The organism is Nostoc sp. GT001 (genome assembly GCF_030382115.1).
Lineage (GTDB): Bacteria > Cyanobacteriota > Cyanobacteriia > Cyanobacteriales > Nostocaceae > Nostoc.
In genome coordinates, this window is the sequence record NZ_JAUDRJ010000003.1 from 2,211,186 (window position 1) to 2,234,732 (window position 23,547).

A 23,547-nucleotide genomic window follows, 5' to 3' on the forward strand; every position below is an offset into this window, starting at 1 on the left:
GGGATTCACTCTAGTAAGTTAGGTTCTGGGGTAGTGGCAATGGACTGAATAATTAGGTCAAAATGACCGGAAATCGCCTCATCCCAAGTTGAGTAGAGACGTTTTTCACCATTACAACTGCCTCCAGTTACTAATGACTCGAAAATTTGGGGTTTTTCATTAGTCCCAAGGTTTATCCCAAGAAATATAGTTGAAACACTGATATAACCTTTAAGAACAGAAAGCAAAACCTGCGTGTTAGCTTCTGTCCTCCAGATTGCCCATTCTTCAAAGTTAACAGCAACAGGTGTATGGCCTTCTAACTTGTAGTATCGATCAAACATGATTAAGTAAAGGAATTCGTGATATTTACTAGACATGATTGAATACTACGTTCAGAATTGCAAACCAGAAGGCAAAGCCAAGGCACAGTATACCTATAAGCTGTATGCGTCCCCAGGGATACCCATACAAATCATCGTAATAGGCTATAAAGGTCGATGGCAGGGAAATTAGCGATTCTAGTAACTCTTGGAGATCCATATAATGAGAGCTAAATTTTTAGCAGAAAGCGTAACTAATCATGCCAGTGGTAACACAGTAGTTAACTTAGCTCCAGTCCTTAAAAGCACTGAAGAGAACAAATCCTTTTGGCAAGCGACACCTAGCGGCAAGCTAGAGATGTGTATCACCAATCCCAAGGCAACAGAATTTTTTAAAGCAGGTGTTGAATATTACGTTGACTTCACTCCGGCAACTTGAAGACAACTTGGAGTTAAGTCAGAGATAACTTACAGTCCAGTGGACACGATCACAGTGTCCACTGGACTGTAAGCGTTTTTATTCAAATTAGTCAAAGCTTTAGTGGCGTTTACCCTTGATAGACAAGACTTTCAGAGAAGAGCGTTGGCTTAATTTAGTCAAGATTTAGTCAAGGGCAAAATTTGGAGGCTGAAAGTAGTGGGTGACGAGGGAATCGAACCCGCAACCAATAGATTAAGAGTCTATTAGTCAAAATGAGTAGCATTTGAGTAGCAAAATTCCTGCTTCGATCGCTAAAAATCAGCAGAAGAATGGGGCTTTTGAGTAGCATTTGAGTAGCGAAAAGAAAGTATTGGCTCAAAGCCTTGCCAGCAGAAGGTACATAGAAGTTCTAATTCATCTATTGCTTGTTTTTGTACTGTTCCTCGACCCAAAATCCTTAACCACAGAGTTTCTTGGGTGCGTGGTAACTGGTGAATCGCAACGATCGCAGTCCGCAAATACTCTGCGATAAAATGTACTCCAGGTAGCCAGTCTACCTTTTGAGTAGCACCAAATCCTGACAAGAGTGTTGTAGATGCTGTTGGGGTGAGTATCCATAATTTAGGAAGTTCTAATTCTGGAATGGAAGTTTTATTACGATTTGCTTGACGTTGTAATCCACCCCTTACTTCTAATAATTTTAACAGGCAATCACAAATTTCTTCTTGTGATGCAGCGTTGCGGAAGGGTTCAAAAATGGCTGCTGTAGCGGCAAACCTTCCTAATAATCCTAGTGTTTCTAAATTCGTGCTTTGTTCTGTTAAAGGAGAAAATAAAACATCGATTTCTCGAACTTCTCCCGCCACACGGCTAGAACCTTGGACTTCTCCATAAGGTTTTAGTAATTCTTCCAAATAATCTTTTGCAAATTGATCATGGATAAATCTAGTCATTCAATCAAAAAAATTTATTTAGCTAATGAATTGGCGATCGCCCTATTTACCTTTACCAGATGTATACTTTGTAATTTATCTTAAACCTCTTTCCATAAGCATTTGAGGTTCGACATTCTCAACATTAGCGATCGCTTCTAACTGAGAAATCCCAGTGATTGCATCAATAATATTACCTGATTTAGCACGCAACCAAGCGGTATGAGGCGCATAAGAAAGGCTTTGAGCTACTTCATAACCTGCTCGATTAATTACCTCGCGTTGCGATTCCACATCAACGCCTTCAGCAAAGCGGATAAAAACCAGTCCAGTTGGTACTGCTAAGGAAGCATTGGATTCTAGCGTATAAACCGGACTCAATAGACTTCTTGCATAAGTCGGGAAAAGGGTAAGGGGGAAGGGGAAAAGGTTCTGTATTGTCCCCTTCCCCTTTAACCTTTACCCTTTTCCCCCTCTTGCAAAAAGCACTTTTGCAAGAGGTCTAATATACCCTGTTCTGATTGATTGGGTTCGCCTGAAAAAACTGCGTAGGCGTAGCCCGCACTTCGGCTCATTTCGGCTACGCTCAGGACAGGCTCAGTGACACCGTAGACATCGCACCGTCGTTAAAAGTAAGGCATAATACGGTTTTCCCAATTCCCCATTTTCAAAACATTTAGGAGATTAAACAATGGTTCAGGTTCGCTATGGTGGACAGAACGGCCAACAGTATGAATTTGCTATCAGTAACGAATACGTTGTAGTGCGTACCGAAAGCCGCAGCACTTTGGTTGGTGCAAGATCCTTTGAAGTCGCACCTGTATCACCCACGGCTCGTAGCATCCTTAATCAATTTGAGTTAAAAACACGGTTTCGGCAAGCGGGTGTAGAAATTTTACAAGCGAAAGTTCCGAATCAGGGTGTCGCTCTGCGCGATCGCGCTCGTGAAATACTTAACAATGAGTCTGAAGTCCAATTTGCCGGACGTGTCTTAATCGATCCAGTATCTCAACAACCTGTAATTTACACTGAAAACCTTTTTGTTAAATTTGATAGCGAAGAAGAGTCAAGGGTCTGCCAAGAGGTTTTAAGACGTTACAACTTAACAATTAAACGCCAACTTGAATATGCACGAAATGCTTACTTTGTCAGTGCCCCTGCAAATACTGGTATAGCCGTCTTTGACATCGCCGAGAGACTTCTAAATGAGGAATCAGTTGAACTATGCCATCCCGAACTAGCGCGTGAGTCACGCCAACGTCAGGTTTTCCCGCAGCAGTGGCACTTAAAGCAAACAACAATTAATGGTAAGACAATTAACGCCCATGCCAACGTTGAAGCAGCTTGGAAGTTGAGCAATGGCACTGGGATAATTATTGCAATTATCGACGATGGTATGGATCTCGATCATGAAGAGTTCCGTTCTTCTGGTAAGATTGTTGCCCCACGAGATGTCACACGTAAAACGAACAATCCCAGACCGGGAAACGATAATAACCACGGTACATCCTGTGCAGGAGTAGCGTGTGCAAACGGTAACTTTGGGGCATCTGGTGTAGCACCGGGGGCAAAACTCATGCCGATTCGTTTAGCTTCAGCGTTGGGATCGCAGGATGAAGCAGATGCTTTTATTTGGGCGGCTCAAAATGGTGCTGATGTTATTTCTTGCAGCTAGGGCCCAGCAGATGGTACTTGGTTTGAGCCAGACGATCCTGTACACAACCAGAAAGTACCTTTGCCTGATTCCACACGGCTGGCTATAGACTTTGCAATCAATAAAGGGCGCAACGGCAAGGGCTGTGTAATTTTATTTGCAGCTGGCAATGGTAACGAAAGCGTCGATAACGACGGCTACGCCAGCTACCAAAAGGTGATTGCAGTGGCAGCTTGTAACGACTACGGCACGAGAAGCGCTTACAGTGACTTTGGTCAGGCGGTTTGGTGCGCCTTCCCCAGCAACAATGGTGATATTTCTCAAACCACTGGAATTTGGACAACCGATCGCTCTGGTGTACTTGGCTATAATTCGGGTAATCGAAATCTGGGTGAGGCTTTAGGCAACTATACGAACGAATTTGGCGGAACTTCCAGTGCTTGTCCAGGTGCAGCAGGTGTAGCAGCCTTGATTCTTGCCAGAAATCCAAATCTGCGTTGGGATGAAGTACGAGACATTTTTAAACGCTCCTGCGATCGCATTGATTCAGCCGGAGGTAAATATGATGCCAATGGTCGCAGTCCTTTCTACGGTTACGGTCGAATCAATGCTCTGAAAGCTGTAGAATTGGCCAAGCCACCGCAAACATCGCCCATCAGCAGATTCCAAGCAGTGCAAGATGTGCCAATTAACGACTTGCAAACATCAACATTATCGGTGGCGATCGCTAATACCACCCTCCTAAAATCCATCAAAGTTAATGTAGATATCGAGCATACTTATATTGGGGATCTGATAGTTACTCTCCTTCCCCCGGTGCAAACAGGCATACTTCCCATAAATCTGCACGATCGCCAGGGCGGAGCTACAGATAATATTAAAACAACCTATGACGAGGTAAATACCCCAAAACTTGCTGCCTTTAAAGGTAAAAGTCCCCAAGGAACCTGGACTCTGGAAGTTGCAGATAAAGCTGAAGGAGATACAGGAAAAATTCGCAGTTTGACTATTGAAATGGGATTTTAGGGATTTCCAACTAAAAAAATATTCCATCGTTGTGTATGTAGAGGAAGCAGAGAAGAAAGAATCTGCCACGATGAAAATGGGATAATTTATTTTCTGGAAGTCCCTTAAACCAATACGTTTGAGTTAGGGAGTGTGAGGGGATGAGGGGGATGAGGGAGATAAAGAGAAGTTGCTGCATTCTTTCCCCATACCCTATGCCCCATGTCCCATGCCCCATGCCCCGTTTCAATTAACTTTGAGTCACAGCCTCTTTCGCCAAGAACTTCTCTAATTCTGTCAGCGCATCAGCATCAACCTTAGTTTGCATTGGACAGAACTTAGGCCCACACATCGAACAAAACTCAGCAGTTTTATAGATATCTGCTGGTAAAGTTTCATCGTGATATTCCTTAGCTCTTTCTGGATCGAGTGATAATTCAAATTGACGGTTCCAATCGAAGTTGTAACGCGCCTTAGAAAGTTCATCATCTCTATCCCTTGCACCAGGGCGATGTCTAGCAATATCAGCTGCATGAGCCGCTATTTTATAGGCAATCAACCCATTTCTGACATCTTCAGCATTTGGTAAACCCAAATGTTCTTTAGGTGTTACATAGCACAGCATTGCAGTACCGTACCATCCAGCCATCGCGGCTCCAATGGCTGAAGTGATATGGTCATAACCAGGAGCAATGTCTGTCACCAATGGCCCTAAAACATAGAAAGGTGCTTCCGAACACTCTTCCATTTGCTTACGGACATTGAACTCAATTTGATCCATTGGCACGTGTCCAGCCTCTTCCACCATCACCTGTACATCATCTTCCCAGGCTTTGCGAGTTAGCTGTCCCAGAGTTTTCAATTCAGCTAATTGTGCTTCATCTGAGGCATCATGGGCGCAGCCAGGACGCAGGGAATCCCCTAAACTGAAGGAGACATCGTACTTCTTGAAAATCTCAACAATGTCTTTGAAGTGGGTATAAAGCGGGTTTTGTTTGTGGTGATGTAGCATCCAGCGCGCCAAAATACCGCCGCCGCGAGAGACAATACCAGTGAGCCGGTTTCTCACCAAAGGCAAATGCTCAAGCAAAATCCCAGCGTGGATAGTTTGATAATCTACCCCCTGCTGGGCGTGCTTTTCGATGATATGGAGAAAATCATCAGCAGTCAGATTCTCAATTGTGCCGTGGACACTTTCTAAAGCTTGGTAAACAGGAACCGTACCAATGGGAATAGGTGAAGCCTTGATAATTGCGGTACGAATTTCGTCCAAATTACCGCCGCCTGTGGACAAATCCATCAGGGTGTCAGCACCGTACTTCACCGCCAGATTCAGTTTATCAACTTCATCCTGAAGATTAGAAGAGTTGGGGGAAGCGCCGATATTAGCATTTACCTTACATTTAGAGGCGATGCCAATAGCCATCGGCTCTAGGTTAGTGTGATTAATATTAGCCGGGATAATCATTCTTCCCCGCGCTACTTCCTCACGAATGAGATCGGCTGGGAGATTTTCCCGTTTGGCGACGTAGTGCATTTCTTCGGTGATAACACCTTGGCGAGCGTAGTGCATTTGAGATACATTAACCTGCCCACGTCGTTTAGCAACCCATTCAGTCCGCATATTGTAATTCCTCAATAAACAGCTTCCCTCCGCTGGTATTACCCAGACTCAGGTGTTAAGGGTGTGATCTCAGCCTGGTTATGTAGGCACCCCTAGCATGGATGTAGTGTATCACCTTCGTTATATCTGGGAGCAAGGGTGTTAACAATTTATGAGGTAAAACAATTTTGGATTTTAGGGTTCACGCGCGAATTTCATTTGCACAAGGACGACCCTGTTCAACATCGGTAATATTAGCAAAGGTTGTTTCTGCAATATTGTAGAGAGCTTCTGCTGTAAAAAAGGCTTGATGTCCGGTAATCAGTACATTGGGGAACGTTGTCAGATGCTGGAAAATATCATCTTGAATAATTTCCCCAGACAAATCCTCAAAGAATAATTCCGATTCTTGTTCGTAGACATCTACAGCAAGATAGCCAATTTTACCAGACTTCAATCCCTCAATTACTGCTTGGGTATCAATCAGCGCTCCTCGGCTAGTATTAATTAGCATCACACCTGGCTTAATTTTTTCTATAGCCTCAGTATTAATTAAGTGATGGGTTTCAGGAGTTAGGGGGCAATGCAGGGAGATAATATCAGAATTGGCAAATAGCTCAGGTAGTTCTACATACTTTCCACCTAGCGCCTCCAATTCGGGATTGCGATAAACATCATAGGCGAGTAGTTGACAGCCAAACCCTTTCATAATCTGTCCTAAAATCAGACCGATTTTGCCAGTGCCGACAATTCCCACTGTACGCTCATACAAATTAAATCCCAACAGTCCATCTAAAGAAAAATTGCCTTCTCGGACACGGTTGTAGGCACGATGAATTTTGCGATTTAGGCTTAAAATCAATCCTACGGCGTGTTCTGCAACCCCATAAGGTGAATAGGCGGGAACACGCACAACGGTAATTCCTAAGTCTGCCGCGGCTTGTAAGTCTACATTGTTAAACCCTGCACAGCGAAGGACTACTAGACGAGTTCCCCGTGAGGCGAGAAGTTCTAAAGTTGGGGCATCAACCTGATCGTGGACAAATACGCAAACCGCCGGAAATTCGGCAGCCAGGATAGCTGTATCTCGATTTAAACGGGGTTCAAAAAATACTAATTCGTGTTGGATAGGAGAATTTGCAGCTGACAAAAACTGCCGATCGTAGGCTTTTGTACTGAAAACTGCTACTTTCATGCAAAACCTCAGATTTTATGTATGCTGCACGGTCGTTCGAGTACATAATACCTTGACCTTTAGAAAAGCGATGTCTACAACGAGCGTAGCTGGGACATTTTTAATTGCTATCTAGGGACGCAAGGCTTGGGTGATTTACAAGAATAAATATACTGATGCCGTTGGTTTCGGCTACTTCGACTTACCTCGGCTCCGCTCGGCACGAGTCGCTCAGTACAAGTTCGCTCAACCAACTGATAGATCGAGAGTTGAGTGTACCCCTGCTCTTAAGCAAGCTACGCGTAGCGTCTCCAAGAGTTGTCAAAAGTCGCTAGGTATTTTCTTTGTTGAAAATTACCTTGCGCCCCTACCGTACTGCTCCAAATTGCGATGTTTGCCGAATTACTACAGATATGGAATGCCGCACTTCGCTCATATTTCCATCACATTTATTTCTCATAATTTTACCAATCGGCTAATAGTCAATTTTGGCGGAAACAAAATGACAGTAACATCTGAAAAAATCATCCAGCCACGTGAATGGCACAATCTACCTGCATTAAAGGTAGCTCAACATTTAGAGGCAAATCTAGAAACAGGTTTAACTTCAGATGAGGTAGTAAAACGACAAGAACGTTTTGGTGCTAATGAACTTAAGGGCAAACGTGGAACCAGCCCAGTATTAAGATTTTTGTTGCAATTTAACCAACCGTTACTGTACATTTTGCTGATTGCGGGTGCAATTAAAGCCTTAATTGGACAATGGGTAAATGCTTGGGTAATTTGGGGTGTAACCCTAATTAATGCGATTATCGGTTTTATTCAAGAATCGAAAGCTGAAAGTGCGATCGCAGCTTTAGCTTCTTCAGTACAAACTAATGCAACTATCCTTCGCAACGGCCAAAAGGTACAAGTTCCCTCAACGGAGTTAGTACCAGGGGATTTGGTACTACTTACTTCTGGCGATAAAGTACCAGCGGATTTGCGTTTGATAAAATCCCGAAATCTACAAGTGAATGAATCATCGCTTACAGGTGAGTCAGTCGCTACTGAAAAAAATACACAGCCATTGAATACAGATACAGCCTTAGCTGAACGCCTCAATATGGCTTATGCTGGTAGCTTTGTAACTTTTGGTACTGGTAGTGGAATTGTGGTGGCCATTGGAGAAGCCACAGAAACCGGGCGCATTTCCCAACTCATCGAGCAAGGAACGAGTCTGAAAACTCCCTTAACTCGAAAATTTGATAAATTTAGCCGTACCTTGCTGTACATCATTCTCGGCATCGCGGCGTTGACATTTGCCGTCGGGTTGGGATACGGCAATACCTGGGCAGAAATGTTTGAAGCGGCTGTTGCTTTTGCTGTGAGTGCGATTCCTGAAGGATTGCCAGCTGTAGTAACTGTGACACTAGCAATCGGGGTTTCGCGGATGGCGCGGCGAAATGCGATCGTTCGGAAATTGCCAGCGGTGGAAACTCTTGGCGGTGCTACAGTCATCTGCTCTGACAAAACCGGGACGCTAACTGAAAACCAGATGACTGTACAAGCAATTTATGTCGGTGGTGAACAATATACGGCTACTGGTACGGGATATGCACCAGAAGGAGAAATTTTATTAGATGAACAGCCAATAGATTGGCAGAATCTTCCCGCTTTAGCAGAATGTCTCAAAGCCGGTTTGTTATGTAATGACTCGTATTTAGAACAAAAGGAAGGACAATGGCAGGTTTTTGGCGATCCGACAGAGGGAGCATTGATCGCTGTTGCTGATAAAGTTGGACTACATCGCAATAACTTAGAAGCCCAAATGCCCAGACTAGATGTTATCCCATTTGAGTCTGAGTTTCAATATATGGCAACTTTGCATGAAGATGGGAGTAGAGAAAATTCTTCACGAGTTAAAACTATTTACGTTAAAGGTTCGGTAGAGGCAATTCTGAAACGTTGTCAGCAGATGTTAAATGCTGAGGGAAACCTTACCTCCGTAGATGCAGAAACCATACATCAAGAAGTTGATGTGATGGCGAATCTTGGTTTACGGGTGCTAGCTTTTGCGAATAAATCTGTATCCCATGCTCAAGATTCACTCGATCATGCAGATATCGAAAAGGATTTGGTTTTCTTGGGATTGCAAGGGATGATCGATCCGCCCAGAAGCGAGGCTATCAAGGCAGTAGAAGCCTGTCAAAATGCTGGGATTCAAGTCAAAATGATTACAGGCGATCATGCTGTGACTGCAAGAGCGATCGCTCAAAGTATGGGCTTTAATAAAAATGGTGAAGTTCTCGCTTTTACAGGCAGTGAACTGGCTCAAATGGATCAATCAGAACTGGCTACAGCGATAGAAGATGGGGCAGTATTCGCCCGTGTTGCACCAGAACAGAAACTCCGCATCGTTGAAGCCCTGCAAGCTAAAGGAGAGGTTGTTGCCATGACTGGGGATGGTGTTAATGATGCACCAGCCTTGAAACAAGCAGATATTGGTATTGCAATGGGAGGTGCTGGTACAGAGGTAGCCAAAGAAGCCTCAGATATGATTTTAACTGATGATAACTTTGCTTCAATAGAAGCCGCCGTCGAGGAAGGGCGGACTGTTTATCGAAATTTGCTCAAAGCGATCGCCTTTATCCTACCCGTTAATGGTGGCGAATCGATGACAATTTTGATTAGTGTATTATTTGCCAGAGAATTACCAATTTTATCTTTACAAGTTTTGTGGCTGAATATGGTTAATTCCATTGCCATGACAGTACCCTTAGCCTTTGAGCCAAAGTCTGAACGGGTAATGCAACAATCACCACGCAGCCCCCGCGAACCGTTACTTTCTAAAAGTTTAGTCAAGCGGATTCTGGCAATTTCTCTCTTCAACTGGATTTTGATTTTTGGTGTATTTGAATGGATACGACAAACTACAGGAAATATCGATTTAGCCCGAACAATGGCAATTCAGGCTTTAGTAGCCGGGAGAATTTTTTATCTTTTAAGTATTAGTCAATTAGGAATTGCTCTAGTTAATACGATTCGGGGAGTCAGACAGACATTTAGTGATGCCTCAGCAATGGGAATTGGTATCGCTACTACCATAGTTTTACAGATTGTTTTTAGTCAGTGGAACTTAATGAATAGCTTATTTTCTACTGCTCCCCTGAACTTGAATCAATGGTTAATTTGCTTCCTTATAGGATTGCCAATGATTGGAGTATCAATTATAGTAAATCGTTTCGATCCTCTCAACTGATTTACTCTCCTAACCTAATCCCAAATTTACAGCTACATTCTCAGGCACTACTCATAGATAAAGGGTTGTGCCGTTTACTCTAATTACTTGCTTTGCTTCTCACTTACCTATATCAAAGCTGTAGAAAACAATGTGAGTGCCAGGAAGAAATTGTTTTAATAATTGTTTATTTAACTTTGCTTTTAGCATGAAATATTGGAATATCTAATTTTTATGATGGGTTATATCATGTCCGCATAATTAGTTATGATTCCCAGAGTCATTGCACCCCAACCCCCAGCCCCCTTTCTGGGGCAGGTTTTTTTGATTAGACAAATTTTTGGGATTTTAAAACCAAAACCATTGTCTGAGAACTTAAAACTACGTTCAATAATTGAGAACATTCTCAACTATTTATCGAAAGCCTAAAAGCCTGCCCTTGAAAGCCCCCAGCCCCTCCCCGCTCTTCGGGAGGGGAGACAAAGCGCAGCTTTGGCGGGGTGGGGTTCTTGGGGTTTAGTAAGTAATCAAGCGGACATGATATTACAACGGCTGATAATCACAACAATTAATTGCTGCTTTTGTGAAAACCAGAGAAGGATTCACTGCACACTTGAGATAGCTGTTCTTTGAAAAAAAATGGCAATTTTGACAGGGAAAGTCATTTGAATTTTTTATGTCGTAAGTCTGACGCGACAGTTTTATCTTATGAAGAATAACTGTCCCACCCATTACTAACAATATAAAAGGAGCCAAAATTAGAGATGGATCTGAAGTTATGGCAGTAGTTGTATTCTCTCTAATTAAATTTTCGCTATCACCCTTTTCTGTACTCGATATTTCTCTAGATATGTTTGTTGAACTTGAATAAAGTTTTAAGTCATCTGGTATATATATATTGAAATTTTTATTGGATTCCATGTTATTTACCTTTGATATAAAATAATTTTTCTATATATCCTTTAAATAAATTTAAAGATAGTTGTGAATTAGTTTATTACTGAAACTTTCATACTAATTCTATTTACATTCAATCCTGCTAGGTTAAGAATTTTAAACTGGAATTTGGTTTGAGAAAAAGGTTACTGAGTTTGGGTTAAAGGTTTTTTCTTTCCCCAAAATCCGACAAGTATTGTATTTACATTAAAAAATCTACAAAAAAAATGTGAGCAGAAAGTGACAGGAAGACAATAACTTTATTTTCACTTCGGGGAGAGGAATGGAAACGGGGGTTTTTAGTATACTTAATTATCTGCTTGTTTTCTTGGCGTTCTTCTCTAACGAGACGCTGCGCGTTGGCGGAAGCCTCTCGTAGAGATGGCGGTTCGGTAATTTTCACAACTCAAATAGGATTGCTGTATGCGATATGGTAAATTTGTATTGATTGATTTTTAATTACTAATACCAATTCTGTATTAAGATGCACATAACAAGCCTTCCCTGTAGTCCGCCCAAGCTAACGGTAAGACACAGGAGGAAATACAACAGGTTTCAAGGAAGGTAAAGAATACAACGATTCGTCTTAAAGACTGATATGAAGTGTGTTTTACTCCTGAATTCTGCTGTATATACAGCTTCACAAAAAACAGTACAACTCAGAAATATGTTTATGAGTAGCTTAATCTTATTATTAATTGGTTTAGCAACTTTTTTCTTAGCTTTCAATACTAAAGACGAAATTAGTCGCATTACTGCTATGATCAGCGGGACAATTCTTCTAATTTGGGGTTTGGCTCTAGCTCCCTTGCAATTTCAATTACTAATTGAGATTGTCTCAGTTTTAGCATCTTTTTCTATTTGTATGCGTTGTTTAGGTTGTGGTTTTAAACGCGATTGATTTTTCACTTGATAACTTATAAGTTTTCTGACATCTTCAAGAGATAAATTAAGTAATTGAGCAATCATGACTTCTAACATATTAACTTCAGTTATTGGCAGTGCAAAATTCAACTTTTTTAGAGGACTATTAGCCGTTCTAACCTCGACAAAGCTAAATCCTTGTTTTTTTTGAATTTCAGCTTTGATTGCTGTCAAATTCAAGGGAATTTGTATTTGTATTTGTTGATTACGTTTTAGTTTTTTAATTTGAGGATACAATCCTAATTTTTGTGCGATCGCTACTTCGGTAAATTTTGAATTAGGAATTTCTAGTTCTAACCTTTTAATGATGGAGTTTGCCGTTTTAATTTGAACTTGAGTAAAGTTTTGTTGTTCCTGTATCTTCAGATCAATTACTGTAAAATTAAGCTTGAGCAAAACCTGTAGTAGTTTATCAGCTTGCAATTTATCTGGCGTTCTGTAAGAGAAACTTAATAATTGCTTTGTTAGGAAATCACTACCAGCCCAAAAGGCAATTCCTACTAATAACAAAGGTAGAAACAATAGTAAAATTTTTGGCCGTAAATCAGGCATATTTTGTAATTTTATAGATAACCTTAAATTTCAATAGTCACGAAGTATAGCATGGTTTGTAACTACCTGTTGACAGATATACTTTATTCCTGATGAAGAATAATCTGAAAGTTAAAATCTAAAATTAGATAGAAGACATAGAGGTAATTAACATATCTAATTTTAAAAGAGAGTTAATAATTCTCTGGCAAGGCTTCATACCAAAAAGTTTTATGCGGATTTTACTAGTAGAAGATGACTTAGAACAATTAGAACCACTACAAGGTATTCTCTCCGAGGCAGGATATATTGTAGATGCCGCAGAAGACGGGGAAATTGCCCAATGGCTGATTTCGCAAAAAGATTACGATCTATTAATTGTGGACTGGATGTTACCAACAATTAGTGGGTTGGCTTTGTGTCGCCAGTATCGTCTCTCTGGTAAAAATGCACCAGTATTGATGTTAACTGCTAAAGATACCACAGCCGACAAAGTTATGAGTTTAGACGCAGGAGCCGATGATTATTTAGTTAAACCTGCTGACTTGGTAGAACTGTTAGCACGAGTACGTGCTTTGGGGCGAAGAGTTCCTAATTGGCAGGGATATAGTTTACGTATAGCAGATTTACAATTTCATTTAGCTGAATTAAGTGTAGAACGGAGTCAGGTAAAAGTAGAATTATCTCCACGTGAAGGACAATTACTAGAATACCTGATGCGTCATCCCAATCAGGTTTTAACTCGCAACCAGATTGAAGAAGCTTTGTGGGAGTACGGTATGGAACCAGAAAGCAATGCCCTAACTGTGCTAATACGCAAGTTGCGGCAGCGCTTGCAAGTATTGGGTGCAGAAGACTGGATTAGAACAGTTTATGGTATGGGTTATCGCTTAAATCCTCAAGAATAAAAACTGGGAGACTGAGAAGAATAATAACATTACTAACGATTACTTATGTTTAATCGCAGCCGTCGCAATCTTGCAAGTTGGTTCACGCTAACAATGGGCAGTATTTTAATTGTGTTTGCGGCGGTAGTGTACTACTGGGAAGTCATAGATGAGTTGGAGGAACTAGATCGATTACTTTATAAAAAAACGAGTGTGATGGCAGCTAATGTCAAGTCGGAGCTGCATAATGGCCAGCGACAGGTAGACTTGGAACATGTACCATTGTTGGGAAGTATGGTACAACCATTGCCGGATAGTCAACTAGTGTATGCAAGCTGGTACGATGAGCAAAAGCAGCTGGTACAATTTTTTGGTACGATTCCTAGCGATCGCCTTTCAATCTCAGGTGGGTTTGATACTATCAAGACTGATAGTAAAGTCTGGCTACGTCAGGTAACGTTGCCTGTTTACCAAAATGGTTTATTAATTGGTTATTTGCAGGCAGCGATGCCGATGATAGCTACTGAAAGCGCTTTAGCTGAATTCCGTATGGTTTTGGCTATCTCAGCGCCTATAACTTTAGCTGTAGTTGCCCTCACAGGTTGGTGGTTGGGAGGGCTAGCAATGCAACCAATTCGCCACAATTACCATCATCTGCAAAGGTTTACAGCTGATGCTTCCCACGAATTGCGATCGCCTCTGACAGCAATTATTAGTAATGCTCAGTACGGCTTTTTATCTAAATCTACCGATTTGGAGATGCAACGTCAGCGCTTCCAAAAGATTTTTGATATCGCTAAGTCAATGAGTATTCTAGTAAATAATCTGCTGTTTCTGGCACGTTCTCAAGGACAATTACCGACTGAATCATTACAAGTAATTGACTTAAATAATTTGCTTGCGCAGATAACAGATGATTATGCCACTCAACCAGATGCACAACATCTTAGTTTAGTTTGCAAACTACCAAATAATAATATAACGGTGCTTGGCGATGCCGACTTGCTCCGTCAAGTAGTTATAAATTTACTTAATAATGCTTGTAAATATACTCCTACTGGTGGCCAAGTTCAATTGCAATTATTTACCCAATCACATTGGGGTGTAATTCAAATTATAGACAATGGTATTGGGATTCCTGAAGCTGATTTGCCATATATTTTTGAACGATTTTATCGAGTGGATAAAAAGCGATCGCGTCAAACTGGAGGATTTGGTTTAGGGTTAGCTATTGTCCAACAAATAGTTGAATCTCATGGTGGTAAAATTACTATTAAGAGTGTATTCCAAGAAGGTACAATTTTACAAATTGCTTTGCCTCTAAAGTAAGATTTATAAATTCTGCTTCTATTGTTAAAAGAGAATTCAGAAGTCCAATGCCCCATGCCCAATCATTACCGATATATTATTTTTTACAAACCCTATGGCGTTCTCAGCCAGTTTACAAAAGATGCCCCCACACATAGCACCCTAAAAGATTATATTGATGTGTCTGATGTGTATCCTGTGGGACGCTTGGACTGGGATAGTGAAGGATTGCTGCTGTTAACAAATGATGGACAATTGCAACATCGCCTCGCCCATCCGCGTTTTGGTCATAAACGTACTTACTGGGTACAGGTAGAGCGAATTCCAGATGCAGAGGCTATCAAAAGGTTGCAAACAGGTGTGGAAATTCAAGATTACCGCACTCAACCAGCAGAAGTTGAGCTTCTATCAGAAGAACCACAGTTACCCGAACGCACTCCACCAATTAGATTTCGTAAAAATGTACCGACAGCTTGGCTGGAAATGACTTTGACAGAGGGAAAAAACCGCCAAGTTCGGCGCATGACTGCGGCTGTCGGGTTTCCGACTTTGCGACTGGTTAGAGTTAGCATCGCTCACCTACAATTAGATGACCTACAATTGGGTCAATGGCGTGACCTCACCGCTTCTGAAATCCATAATTTTAGTAAATCGAAAAGTTTTCCCTCAAAAGCCAATGCCCAATAACACAATACGCTTGGGTTAAGCCTAGCAGTCTTTGTCAAAGTCATTTTTTTTTACGAACCGCAGAGGCGCAGAGGACGCAGAGAAAAGAAAGAGAAGGAAAAAATTGCTTAGGGAACTTCAAGAAATAAATTATCCAATATTGTGGGGTGGGCATCTTGCCCGCCATATCAACTGGGCGGGCGAGACGCCCACCCCACAGGAGTTAATTGGATATTTTTTTATTTAGAAGTCCCTTAACAGGAAGTCGAGTTTCTACGTTGACTTGCCATTAATATGCTAAAGATTTCCAACATTACTAAATTTCTTTGTACCGCGAATTACCAGCCAAGTTCCTCCAGAGGAGATCAATAACAACGGTGTTAACCAATCACCCCAACGCACATATAAAGTTTGTGTCTGTCGCCGATAAATTGTTTCAGCATGAGTTTCGTAGGTATTATATCCAGACATCCATAAGGTTCTGCCATGAGGATCTACAAAGGCTGAATATCCGGTATTAGTTGCCCGTGCTGACCATCTATCAGTTTCAATTGCCCGCATGATATCCTGTGCATGATGCTGGAATGGCATGGATGCAGTGTAATGGGCATCGTTAGAAGAACTGAGAATAAACTGCCCACCCGCCGCCGCTTGATGGCGAAATTGTTTGGGAAAAGCTGATTCATAACATATACTAGCGATCGCGCGACCAAAAGGAGTGTCAAATAGCTGATTTGCTGAGCCAGCAACTTGGTGTGCATCCAAAGGCGACAAGCGCTGAACTAGTCCACCTAAAATCCCTTCAAAGGGAATATATTCTCCCAGAGGTACTAGTTTGGACTTATCGTAGCGGCTGACAATTTCACCTTTACTGTTGAAAGTAAACAAACTAATTGTATAACTATCTCCCCGTTCGCCAAAAGCCCCAATCCAAGCAACTACGCCTTTTTCTTTCACTGCTGCGACTAAAGCAGTTTGCATCAAGTTACGCTGGAAAATAGGTAAGGCTCCTTCTGGGGTCAGGACTGCATCTACACCTTGATTTGCTAAAGTTAGATATCCATTGGTGTAATTTTCTTGGGCGCGACGAAACCCTTCGGAACTTCGTAAAAGTCGGTTCGGGATATTACCCTGAACAATCCCCACTTTTAAAGCCGCTTCTGGGGGTTGAGCGATGGGGCGGCTGTATAAGATAAAACCAATCAAGTGTAAGGTAATTAATAGTCCTGTGGCGATAACCCAGTATTTATTAACGAACCGCAGAGGCGCGGAGGACACAGAGGAAATTCTCTCTGCCTCTCTGCGGTTCATCCATCCTTCAGCAATTAAACCATTAATGGCAACGATCGCTGCTGTCACAGTATTAGACCCAGACAGTTGACCCAGATGTACAATTACGAGATTATGCGGGCTTTGTGTGTACGCAAGAGAACTCCACCACAGAGGGCCAGCACTCCACAGACTTTCTAAACCGCACCAAACGGCTGTACCAATTAGTATACGTAGCCACGGTTTTTGTCCGGCTAGGCGAACCATCACAGCCGCCCAAATAGTAAGGAATACCCCTCCCAAGAAGCTGATAAATCCCCAACAAAAAATCGTAATTGCCAAACTTGGCAACCAAGGAACGCCCAACCATGTCATCGGATGAATTCCGGTAATCCAGAATAGGGCGACACCGTGAAAACCAATACCCCATAGGAAAGCCGGGGGGAATTTGTTTTTACCTTTGGCTGAAGTGACAACTAGCACCCATAAGGGAACTATGGCAATCCAAGCCAAGAACCATGCACCTACTGGGGCTACGGTTAGCCCCATTAAAATGCCGCTAGCGAATGCAATCAAATAGGGGAGTAAGGCGATTAACCTCTCCCCCTGCTTTTTATTCTGCTTCTTCTGCATCGACAGCATCAGGTGGAACTATTGCTACTCCGGTAATAGCGTCATCTTCGTCTAAACGCTGCACTCTGACTCCAGTTGCCGATCGCGATTGGATAGAAATCGCATTCACCGCTTGACGGATGATAATACCGCGATTTGTCACCATCATGATTTCATCATCATCGTTGTTCACAATGCGTAGGGTTGCCAACTTGTCCTTGGTTTTGCGGTTTTTGAACTTGGTTGCCATTAAACCCTGACCAGCACGATTTTGCAGCCTGAATTGAGCAACTGGTACGCGCTTACCATATCCACCCATTGTAATTACCAACACCCAAGGGCCAACTACGCCACTGCTAGGCACTTCTGCGGACTCTTCAGTAATTTCGGTAATTTCGATATCTTCTGTTTCGATTGTTTCGATATCTTCAATTTCTGCTTCTGTAACATCCAAAGTTTCCAGAATTGCTGCGGGCAGAATATCCATACCCACCAGCTCATCTTTATTCTTAAGTTTCATGGCTTTCACCCCACGAGTCGCCCTACTTAAAGGACGCAGTTGTTCGTGGTTGCACCGGAAGTTAATCGCCATCCCGTTACGAGAACCAATGATTACGCTGTCCTCAACTCTAGCGCGTCGCACCCAGCGGAGTTGGTCGCCTTCTTCTAAGGAAATGGCAATCAAGCCATTGGCGCGAATGTGACTAAAGGCAGCCAATTCGGTTTTCTTGATATTGCCGCCCTTAGTGAGCATGACCAGATATTCTTCGCTGCTAAACTCGTCAACGGGTACAATTGAGGTGATTTTTTCCTCTTTGGGAATCGGTAACATCTGGACGATTGGTGTGCCGCGACTGGTACGCGAACTCGCTGGGATTTGATAGGCTCTCAGGCAATAAACAACACCACGCTCACTAAAGAATAAAATACTGTCGTGATCGCAGCAAGTTAAGAAATGCTCAATGGTATCATCATCTTTCACCTTGGCTGCGGCTTTGCCTCTGGTAGCACGGCTTTGGGCTTCAAAGGTGTTAACTGGCATTCGTTTGATGTAGCCTTGCTCTGTCACCAGAATTATCGCTTTTTCATTGGCAATCAGGTCGCGATCGTCTAATTCCCCTTCCCCTGGTAAAATTATCGTGCGGCGGGGTGTGGCGAAGTTAGTTTTGAGTTGCCCGACTTCAGTTTCAATGATTTCTAGCACTCTCTCCCGACGTGCCAAAATATCTTGCAAGTCGGTAATCTTCGCTTGTAATTCCTCGTGTTCCAAACGAATTTTGTCTGCTTCTAAGGCAGTCAAGCGCCGCAATTGCATTTGCAAAATCGCATCTGCTTGCACTTCCGAGAGTCCGTAAGTTGTAATCAACTCACCTTTAGCTGTAGGTGCATCGGGAGCATGACGAATCAAGACGATAATTGGATCTAACTGGGCTAAGGCAATTAATAACCCTTGCAATAGATGGTCGCGTTCTTCGGCTTTCCGCAGTTCGTAGCGGGTGCGTCTGGCAATGGATTCGATACGGAAATCCAAGAAGACGGTTAAAAACTGCTTGAGGGTGAGTACTTGGGGTTCGCTATTCACCAACGCCAGCATATTCGCGCCGAAGTTGGCTTGTAGCGGCGTTTGCTTGTAAAGGTTGTTTAAAACGACGCGAGGGTAAGCATCACGCTTGAGTTCGATGACAACTCTCATCCCGTCGCGATCGCTTTCATCCCGGATATCTGCAATCCCTTCTAGACGCTTCTCGTTCACCATTTCGGCGATTTTTTCAATCAGCGCCGCTTTGTTGGTTTGATAGGGCAATTCGGTGATGATAATTGCTTCTCTATCTGGGCGTCCCCGTTGTTCAACGGTTTCAATGTTGGCGACACCACGCATAGTGATGGAACCACGCCCGGTAGTATAAGCTTCTCGAATGGCTGATGTTCCCAAAATCTGCGCCCCAGTCGGAAAGTCTGGGCCGTGGACATACTGCATTAATTCGAGATCGGTGATTTCTGGATTGTGGATTACAGCCACCAAAGCATCGATCAATTCGCCCAAATTGTGGGGGGGAATGTTGGTGGCCATGCCCACGGCAATCCCAGAGGAACCGTTAAGTAGTAACTGGGGAATCCGTGCTGGTAAAACTGTGGGTTCTTGCTGGGAACCGTCGAAGTTATCGGCAAAGTCTACGGTTTCATACTCAATGTCGTGGAGTAAACCAGCGCTAGTTAAAGCTTGCAAGCGGCATTCAGTGTACCGCATGGCGGCTGGCGGATCGTTGTCTACCGAACCAAAGTTACCATGTCCGTTAACTAGGGGCGATCGCATGGAAAAATCCTGTGCCATCCGCACCAAGGCATCATATACTGCTGTGTCACCGTGGGGGTGATATTTACCCAATACTTCACCCACTACACGGGCGCATTTCTTAAAGGGGCGATCGTGGAGCAGACCTAGCTCGTGCATTGCGTAGAGAATGCGACGATGCACAGGTTTTAGACCATCCCTGGCATCTGGCAACGCCCGACCCACTATCACGCTCATGGCGTATTCCAGATAAGACTGCGACATTTCGGTTCGCAAGTCAATCGGGATAATCCTCTCCTGTGAGGTTGTCATAACCTAAAAATCTCCAAAAATCGTAGATTTTAGCTTGTTTACTCAACAAAGCGCAAAATTATTCTAAATTGCTCTTGAATAATTGCTATAATTTGATACAATCTTAGCATATATTGCTTTTTATTGCCTGGGCAGCTAACTCAGGCAATTGTTCAATCTGTAGCTTCTCTCTGGGATTTGAGTTGAGATGCGATCAGGGGAACTTTAGGGGCAAGAAAAAATCCCACCAAACTGGCAAAAAGGATTGGCGTAAAGGGACTTAAGTTAGTCAGTTTTGACAGTAGCAAAGTCGTACTTATCGGTGTGCGCGTTACGGCTGCGTTGACAGCCGCCATTGTACAAATCATCGCAAGGGCAGGATCGAGTCCCGGAACTAAGATTGCTACTGCTTTACCAATGCAAGCACCAGTGAAAAATAGGGGAATGATGAATCCACCGCGCCACCCACCTGTTACCGTAATGCTAATGGCAGCCATTTTCCCAAGAGCTAGAGTTAAGAGAAAAACAGCACCAAAGTTAGCAATCAAGACTGAATCTAACTCTTCATGTCCAAAATAACGGGTGAGGGGTAATAATACTGCTAAAATGCCAAGTCCCACTCCTGCTAGTGTTGTACGTACATAAATGGGAACAGAAGTTGGTGAAACGGCTTGCCAAAAGGCATCGCAGCCGCGAAAAATGCCCATAAAAATCCATCCCGCTACAGCCCCGATAATTCCAAATGCGATCGCGATCGCAAAATCATCAATCCTTTCTAAGTGATACTGAGGAAAATGCCAAGTGGGGGCAATACCCAAATGTGTAATTGCTGCAAACACCAGATAGCTAGCGCAACTTGAAACAATGGCTGGCATTAAGGCTTCGTAATATTCCACAATATGCTCGTGGTGCAAAATCTCCAAAGCGAACATCGCACCGCCAAGAGGTGCGCCAAATAAGGCAGTGAAGCCAGCCGCCATTGCTGCTAAACTCATGGTTCTGAGGTCTTCACCTTGGAGTTTTAAGCGATCGGCAATCCAAGTACCAAAAGAACCTGTTACCTGTACCAGTGGCGCTTCTGGCCCAGCACTACCGCCTGCCGAGATGCTGACTAAAGAAGCAAGAATCATGGAAGGATTTTTGCGAACATCTAGGCGTCCGCCACGGAAATGAATATTATCAACAATCACAGCGATTTCACCGGGATTTCCCAAAAAATGAATCACCAGACCGATAAGTAAACCGCTAAGTGGCATCACTATCAGGAGGCTAAAACCCTCAAATCGCTGGAGTCTGTGAGTTAAAAACTCTAGAATATTCCAGTACAACGCTGCAAACAGACCACCAGCAGTCCCCACGACTATCCAGCGGATAACCCACTGCGAAATCATTAGGGGATTACGCTTTACCAGTCCAAAAAGTTGAGCAAATGTCCAACGTTGAGTTTGATTGTTGGCGGGGGGCTTGTTTGGTAACACTGCTTATTTCCTATTTGTGAAACCTAGAGTACTGAATATTTACGTTTTTTATGGTAAAGGCTATTTAGTTTAGTGAATCATTTTTGGTCTACAAAGAGCGATATTTTTGACGGGCTATAAAAAAGGGCGTACAGATAGATGTACGCCCCTAAAATATTTATCTGCTTAGGCGTAGCCCGCCCTTCTCTACGAGAGGCTGCACTTCGACTACGCTCAGTGACCACGCCTTCGACTACGCTTAGTGACCACGCCTTCGACTACGCGGTAGTTGAGCGCAGTCGAAACTCAGTACAAGTGACTAATGACAAATAACAAATTAATAAGCTTTTGTTGGCAGTTGTTGCTCTAATTTCAACAATGCTGCAACTCGCATTTCTGTAGCTGGGTGACTGGAAAATAAGTTACCCAAAAACTGTCCAGAGATGGAATTGATAATTAATAACGGCTCATAAGCTGGATTAGCATTTAAAGGCATCTGCTTTGCTGAGGCTTCTAAGCGTTGCAATGCCCTAGCTAAGGCGCGGGGATTACCAGTTAATTTAGCAGAACCTGCATCAGCAGAGAATTCTCGTGTGCGCGAAATTGCTAGCTGAATGATTGTCGCAGCTATCGGCGCAAGCATGACTGTTAATAAAACTCCTAAAGGATTTCCACCTCTGTTGTCATCTCGCGAACCACCACCAAACCATAGGCTGTAACTAACCATTTGGGCTAGGAATGAGATCGCACCAGCCACAGTCGCAGCAACGGCTTGTGTGAGGGTGTCACGATTAATAATATGGGTTAGCTCGTGGGCGATAACACCTTCGAGTTCATCGTCTGGCAATATATTTAGAATACCTTCGGTGACAGCCACAGCAGCGTGTTCTGGATCGCGCCCTGTAGCGAAGGCGTTAGCGCCAAGGCTTGGAACGATGTAAACTCTAGGCATGGGAATGTTAGCGCGATCGCTCAATCTCTGCACCATCTGATAAAGTCCTGGTGCTTCCCTTTCACTTACTGGCTGTGCTTGGTATACTGCTAGGGCAATTTTATCTGATTGATACCAAGAAAACAGATTGGTTGCTGCTGCCAAGCCAATCCCGATAATCAAACCACTAGAACCACCAATTACCCAGTAACTAATTGCAATCAAAAGACCACTTAGTGCAGCAAGCATTGCAGCCGTTTTTAATTGATTTGTCATATTTTTGCTCTCCTGCTAATGCTGTGTAAATTTTTCAGAAAACAGCATTACTTCAGCTACATTTTGATTTTACCCAGCTAAACTTAGATATATGGTACAGAAAACCTATCAGATAAGTACGGTTTTCCTACTTAAGTTTTAGTCATATAATTAATATTTATAAATACTAAAAACGCATCTATCTATAGGAATAAATTATTTATCTAGGCAGAAATTACAAGGGCGATACTGAGGTGTTGCCTATGCCTATGCAATTATTTAAGATCCATTTACTTATAAAGATTCTGAGTCTATTCCTTGTGCTTGATATATTTGTTGGGAAAATAGCTGAAAATCTAATTCGCACGCCTTCAAAGTTTCAGTGGCTTGTGAGTATTTTGGGGCATCAAACAAATCGCGATCGCGAATTTTTGGCAACCAAGAACGCAGTTTCGTTAGTTCCGCCTCATTCTCTTCTAATTCTGCAAAAGTGAGGTTATTTATTTTCCGTTCCTCGCTCAATTCGCTATGTAAATCTCGACATTGCCCCAAAAACTCTTGATATTCTTGGTCTGACTGCTGTTGGAAGCGCTCTACCAACATAGCATTTTGCTCAGGTTCATCAATCCAAATGGTGAATAAATCTGCTTCACCGCCACCTGCTGTAATGTCCGCTTTCAATTCTTTTAAATGGCTCTGCAAGTCTTCTCGCTGTGGTAGCAAGCACACCGACTGCTGTAAATAAAGTGCGCCCAATCCCTTAAGTTTACGCCATACATACACCCGCTGCGTCGAAGGCTGTGCAGGTACTTTGTACACCAATAGATTCCAAGATTGTCTATCCATAGAGATATTGTAACAAGTGTTGCATTGAAT

16 protein-coding genes, 2 pseudogenes and 1 riboswitch are annotated in these 23,547 nt (G+C 42.9%); of the genes and pseudogenes, 6 read left to right on the top strand and 12 right to left on the bottom strand.

Annotated features, from left to right (window positions below; all coding sequences use genetic code 11):
* Positions 1-5: 5 nt before the first annotated feature.
* The gene (locus QUD05_RS12360; protein ID WP_289796306.1) at positions 6-359 is read right to left on the bottom strand and encodes a hypothetical protein; all 354 of its coding nucleotides are present in this window, start codon (positions 357-359) and stop codon (positions 6-8) included.
* Between the two features lie 166 nt (positions 360-525).
* On the opposite strand from QUD05_RS12360, the gene QUD05_RS12365 reads away from it, so the two are divergent.
* The gene (locus QUD05_RS12365; RefSeq protein WP_289796308.1) at positions 526-741 is read left to right on the top strand and encodes a hypothetical protein; all 216 of its coding nucleotides are present in this window, start codon (positions 526-528) and stop codon (positions 739-741) included.
* A 383-nt stretch (positions 742-1,124) separates the two neighbouring features.
* Here QUD05_RS12365 and QUD05_RS12370 read toward each other — a convergent pair.
* The 3 genes and pseudogenes from QUD05_RS12370 to QUD05_RS12380 all read right to left on the bottom strand — a co-directional run.
* Positions 1,125-1,676: pseudogene (locus tag QUD05_RS12370) on the bottom strand (hypothetical protein); the annotation flags it as partial.
* Positions 1,677-1,751: 75 nt separating this feature from the next.
* On the bottom strand, positions 1,752-2,036 hold the full coding sequence (locus tag QUD05_RS12375) for a hypothetical protein (RefSeq protein WP_289796309.1): 285 nt from the start codon (positions 2,034-2,036) through the stop codon (positions 1,752-1,754).
* Between the two features lie 71 nt (positions 2,037-2,107).
* Positions 2,108-2,230 carry a hypothetical protein gene (locus tag QUD05_RS12380; protein WP_289796310.1) on the bottom strand — a complete coding sequence of 41 codons (123 nt, stop codon included), beginning with the start codon at positions 2,228-2,230 and terminating at the stop codon, positions 2,108-2,110.
* Positions 2,231-2,346: 116 nt separating this feature from the next.
* Here QUD05_RS12380 and QUD05_RS12385 point away from each other — a divergent pair.
* A pseudogene (locus QUD05_RS12385) lies at positions 2,347-4,335 on the top strand (S8 family serine peptidase).
* A 229-nt stretch (positions 4,336-4,564) separates the two neighbouring features.
* Here QUD05_RS12385 and thiC read toward each other — a convergent pair.
* On the bottom strand, positions 4,565-5,938 hold the full coding sequence (gene thiC / locus QUD05_RS12390) for a phosphomethylpyrimidine synthase (RefSeq protein WP_289796311.1): 1,374 nt from the start codon (positions 5,936-5,938) through the stop codon (positions 4,565-4,567).
* A gap of 7 nt (positions 5,939-5,945) precedes the next feature.
* A riboswitch (TPP riboswitch) is annotated at positions 5,946-6,042 on the bottom strand.
* 77 nt (positions 6,043-6,119) lie between these two features.
* Complete coding sequence (locus tag QUD05_RS12395; RefSeq protein ID WP_289796312.1) at positions 6,120-7,112, bottom strand: 2-hydroxyacid dehydrogenase; 993 nt, start codon at positions 7,110-7,112, stop codon at positions 6,120-6,122.
* 481 nt (positions 7,113-7,593) lie between these two features.
* On the opposite strand from QUD05_RS12395, the gene QUD05_RS12400 reads away from it, so the two are divergent.
* Positions 7,594-10,332: a cation-translocating P-type ATPase gene (locus QUD05_RS12400; RefSeq protein WP_289796313.1), complete on the top strand. Its 2,739-nt coding sequence runs from the start codon at positions 7,594-7,596 to the stop codon at positions 10,330-10,332.
* 1,731 nt (positions 10,333-12,063) lie between these two features.
* On the opposite strand, the gene QUD05_RS12405 is transcribed toward QUD05_RS12400, so the two are convergent.
* On the bottom strand, positions 12,064-12,723 hold the full coding sequence (locus QUD05_RS12405; protein ID WP_289796314.1) for a hypothetical protein: 660 nt from the start codon (positions 12,721-12,723) through the stop codon (positions 12,064-12,066).
* Between the two features lie 212 nt (positions 12,724-12,935).
* Between QUD05_RS12405 and QUD05_RS12410 the strand changes: the two genes are divergently transcribed.
* The 3 genes from QUD05_RS12410 to QUD05_RS12420 are packed head-to-tail and all read left to right on the top strand — an operon-like array spanning position 12,936 to position 15,584.
* The gene (locus tag QUD05_RS12410) at positions 12,936-13,610 is read left to right on the top strand and encodes a response regulator transcription factor (RefSeq protein ID WP_289796315.1); all 675 of its coding nucleotides are present in this window, start codon (positions 12,936-12,938) and stop codon (positions 13,608-13,610) included.
* Positions 13,611-13,655: 45 nt separating this feature from the next.
* The gene (locus QUD05_RS12415) at positions 13,656-14,918 is read left to right on the top strand and encodes a sensor histidine kinase (RefSeq protein WP_289796317.1); all 1,263 of its coding nucleotides are present in this window, start codon (positions 13,656-13,658) and stop codon (positions 14,916-14,918) included.
* A 54-nt stretch (positions 14,919-14,972) separates the two neighbouring features.
* Complete coding sequence (locus QUD05_RS12420) at positions 14,973-15,584, top strand: rRNA large subunit pseudouridine synthase E (protein ID WP_289796318.1); 612 nt, start codon at positions 14,973-14,975, stop codon at positions 15,582-15,584.
* Positions 15,585-15,860: 276 nt separating this feature from the next.
* On the opposite strand, the gene lnt is transcribed toward QUD05_RS12420, so the two are convergent.
* From lnt to QUD05_RS12445, 5 genes are all read right to left on the bottom strand, one after another.
* The gene (gene lnt, locus QUD05_RS12425) at positions 15,861-17,465 is read right to left on the bottom strand and encodes an apolipoprotein N-acyltransferase (protein WP_289796319.1); all 1,605 of its coding nucleotides are present in this window, start codon (positions 17,463-17,465) and stop codon (positions 15,861-15,863) included.
* Complete coding sequence (gene gyrA / locus QUD05_RS12430) at positions 17,446-20,049, bottom strand: DNA topoisomerase (ATP-hydrolyzing) subunit A (protein WP_289796320.1); 2,604 nt, start codon at positions 20,047-20,049, stop codon at positions 17,446-17,448. Before gyrA ends, lnt begins: the two co-directional genes overlap by 20 nt.
* A 152-nt stretch (positions 20,050-20,201) precedes the next feature.
* The gene (locus QUD05_RS12435) at positions 20,202-21,506 is read right to left on the bottom strand and encodes a chloride channel protein (protein ID WP_289796321.1); all 1,305 of its coding nucleotides are present in this window, start codon (positions 21,504-21,506) and stop codon (positions 20,202-20,204) included.
* A gap of 316 nt (positions 21,507-21,822) precedes the next feature.
* Positions 21,823-22,692 (bottom strand): zinc metalloprotease HtpX, encoded by an 870-nt coding sequence (locus QUD05_RS12440; RefSeq protein ID WP_289796323.1) that lies wholly within the window; start codon positions 22,690-22,692, stop codon positions 21,823-21,825.
* Positions 22,693-22,965: 273 nt separating this feature from the next.
* Entirely contained in the window at positions 22,966-23,517 is a 552-nt protein-coding gene (locus QUD05_RS12445) for a Chromate resistance protein ChrB (protein WP_289796324.1), read from the bottom strand.
* Between the last annotated feature and the right edge of the window lie 30 nt (positions 23,518-23,547).